The organism is Schlesneria sp., assembly GCF_036405755.1.
Lineage (GTDB): Bacteria > Planctomycetota > Planctomycetia > Planctomycetales > Planctomycetaceae > Schlesneria > Schlesneria sphaerica.
Genome location: NZ_DASWWZ010000347.1, coordinates 1 through 3,492, shown reverse-complemented (window position 1 = coordinate 3,492; position 3,492 = coordinate 1). Strand labels below are relative to the sequence as shown.

General features: G+C 56.0%; 2 protein-coding genes. Both read left to right on the top strand.

The genetic code is table 11. The annotated features are described in order from the left end of the window. A partial coding sequence (locus VGE80_RS11915; protein ID WP_440592822.1) for a DUF1553 domain-containing protein occupies positions 1–3,008 on the top strand: 3,008 nt, incomplete at its 5' end. Positions 3,009–3,148: 140 nt separating this feature from the next. Next, a partial coding sequence (locus VGE80_RS11910; protein WP_440592821.1) for a hypothetical protein occupies positions 3,149–3,492 on the top strand: 344 nt, incomplete at its 3' end.

Sequence of the window (3,492 nt, the reverse complement as noted above, 5' to 3'; positions counted from 1 at the left end):
CTGAACTTGGTCGCCATGGACTCAAGCCGGGTCCTCAAGCCGACAAGTCCACTCTTCTACGACGTGTCTACCTGGACTTGATCGGCGTTCCGCCAACCCCCGAAGAACTGCGTCAGTTCCTGGCAGATGATTCTCTCGTCGCGTATGAAGTGGTGGTCGACCGGTTACTTCAAGACAGCCGCTATGGTGAGCGTTGGGGCCGTCACTGGCTGGATATCTGGAGATACAGCGACTGGTACGGACGGCGATACGTCCCCGACGTCTGGAACAGCGCACCACAGGTCTGGCGCTGGCGCGACTGGGTCGTTCGTTCCCTGAACTCCGATCGTGGCTATGACTACATGGTTCAGTCGATGATCGCCGGTGATGAAATTAACCCGGAAGAGAATGACTCCGCAGTCGCAACCGGCTATCTGATTCGCAACTGGTACGCCCTTAATCACAACGACTGGATGCGGAGCACCGTCGAGCACACAGGGAAGGCATTCCTGGGACTCACGTTTAACTGTGCTCATTGTCATGACCATAAGTATGACCCCATCGAGCACGATGACTACTTTCGATTGCGGGCCTTCTTTGAACCGATCTCGATCAGGCAGGATCGCGTTGCAGGAGAGGTCGACCCCGGTCCCTTCCAGGAATACAGCTATGGTGTGCTGAGAAAAATTCAGCGAAACGGAGCGGTTCGGGTGTTCGATAAAAATCCCGAAGCTCAAACCTGGTTTTACACTGGCGGTGACGAGCGGAACCGCGTGACGACGCGCGGTTCGATTACCGCAGGGGTTCCCAAGTTCCTCAGCACGTCGGAGATCAAGATCGAACCGACGACTCTTCAACCCCAGTCTTTCTATCCTGCATTACGAGACGACATCCAGCAGACACTGATTTCGGATGCGACAGCGGCGATCGCAGCAGCCGAAAAAGACTTGGAAGCAGTGAGACAGATGGGAACTGATCCGTCCCCTGAGAGCCTTCAAGAGCTGAAGGCGGCCGAAGCGGCGCTCGCCGCAGCAGAACAGGAAGCCCGGACTTCAGGTCAGCCCGGCGCTCTGACGGGCGATCAGTCCCTGGTGATGGACGCTTCAGGCGGTCGTCGTACGCTTCACAATGGCATAACGACCCTGACGACTCTTCCGACCGGGTCAACCATCGAATTCCAGTTGCTGATCCTCAAAGACGCCCATTTCAACTTTCAACTGGCCAAGGATGTGGCCAAGGGACTGACAGCCGGAATGGTCGCCTTTGAAAAAGGACGAATCCTTTCCTATCAGCCGGGGTCGGTCACCGAATTCGAAGTGGGACGGTACGATTGGGGAAGTGGACAACAACGTTTTGAGGTGTCGATTCAATTGGATCTGCCGGCAGACCGATGCGAACTGACTGTCGTCTCTCTCAGTGATCGCACCCGCCTGGCGAACAGTGTCCCCATTGCTTTAAACGGCTGGAATCCCATCGGCGACAAAACAAAAGCAATCACGTTTGACGCCCGGCCGGGAAGTGTCGTCATTGTTGATGCTCTGAGAATTCTTCCTCCAGTCGAAGTTGCTTCGGCAATTCATGACAGGCCGGATCCGCTGCTTGCATTTGAATTCGAAGCCCCTGTTTACGCGAACGGCGGAGACGTCCTGGCGATTGAAGGGTGGATGGACTCTCAGTATAGCGCCGCGCCGGCATTCTCGATGGTCTCGCGCGACTCTGCCTCTCCCGCACTGTTCAAGTCAGGCCAGACTGTCGAACTGGCCCGTCGCAAGGTACGACTCCCCAAAACACGTCTCGAAGCCGTCGAATCCCGATTGAGGGCAGCAAAAGCACAACTGGCCAGCATCGAAGCCAGACTGTCTGCAGAAAAGGTGAAACACGGGCTCATCAAGGTTGATGATTCCAATGAGCCCATCATTCGCGCCAGCCGGCTTGAACGGGAGGCGGCCGTCGCACAGAGCCAGGCCGACATCCTCGCACAGGAGCGGGCGATGGGAGAAGCAGAATCGAAACCGGCAACAGATGCAAACCGCGATAAGGAAATCGGTGCCGCTAAAGCTGCTCTCGCGACAGCCAGGACCGCCCTCGCCAAAGCGGAAAGCGCCCTCGCTGACTCGAGTTTATCAGACAAGTATTCCGCTCTCGGTCCGACCTATCCTCAAACGAGTACCGGTCGGCGTAAGGCGTTGGCCCAGTGGCTCACCTCACGGGATAACCCACTGACCGCACGGGTGGCCGTAAATCACATGTGGGGTCGACATTTCCACGTACCGCTCGTGTCTTCGGTCTATGACTTTGGCCGAAACGGCAAGTTACCGACACATCCGGAACTGCTCGACTGGCTGGCCGTCGAGTTCATGGATTCGGGGTGGAGTATGCGGCGGCTGCACCGGTTGATGGTCACGAGTGAGACTTATCGCCGATCCTCATCCGCGAAAAGTGGTGGCGACAACGCCCAACTCGATCCAGATAACCAGTACTGCTGGCGCATGAATACAGGACGGATGGAAGCCGAGGTGGTTCGCGACAGCCTGCTGTCGACCGCGGACAAACTTGATTGGCAGATGGGAGGCCAGTCGATCGAGAACACGGAATCACTCAAAACCTACCGACGCAGTCTGTACTACACCTTTCATCCTGAAGACGGGGGGAAAAGTCCACTGGGGGAACTCTTCGATGCTCCCGACCCGCTCGATTGCTACAGGCGAACAGAAACCATCATTCCGCAGCAGGCACTCGCTTTAACGAATAGCGACCTCGTGCATGCAATGAGCAGCGTGATTATCCAGAAATGGCCACCGTTGAATGCTGAACAGGGGACGGTTGACGTGGATTCGTTCATTGTCAATTCCTTCGAACGGATCCTGTCTCGACGTCCGACCGATGTCGAAAGACAAATCTGTGCCGAATCGATTGAACGGCAAAGGAACTTACTCATTCAGGAGAATGTATCGGAACCACTGCTGAAGGCCTGTGAGAGCTTCATTCGCGCATTGTTTAACCACAATGACTTCGTCACTATTCGATAGGCTGCCAAATGCTTCCCGTCGATGACAAATCCTTTATAAGGGACTTCCCCGCCAGCCCGCCGATTCCTGGCGTAGGGCAGCGGGGGAGTTCGCGTGCGTTGAGGAACGACGGCGACAGGACGATGTCTCGTCGAGGTGCCATGAAATGCGGTCTTGCATTCATGACGACTGCTGCGGCCACGAGTATCAATACCCGGCGAGTCAGTGCCAGTGATCCACCAGGTACACGCGGCATCGGTGATGTTGAGACACCCACCTTCTATCGACGCGATATTGGCACTTCGCCGGGCCGAATGCACGAACCTACAGCGGGACAGGATGGGAACATCTGGACGAGTCCGCTTGACGGAAGCCTGTGGCAATACCACACCCGTTCGGGCAAGACCACGATCCATGATCTGCACCAATTGACGGGTGAAGAGTGGTCTGGTCGTCATTTATGGCCAATCGCTTATAAAAACAAAGTCTATCTCTGCACACCTGG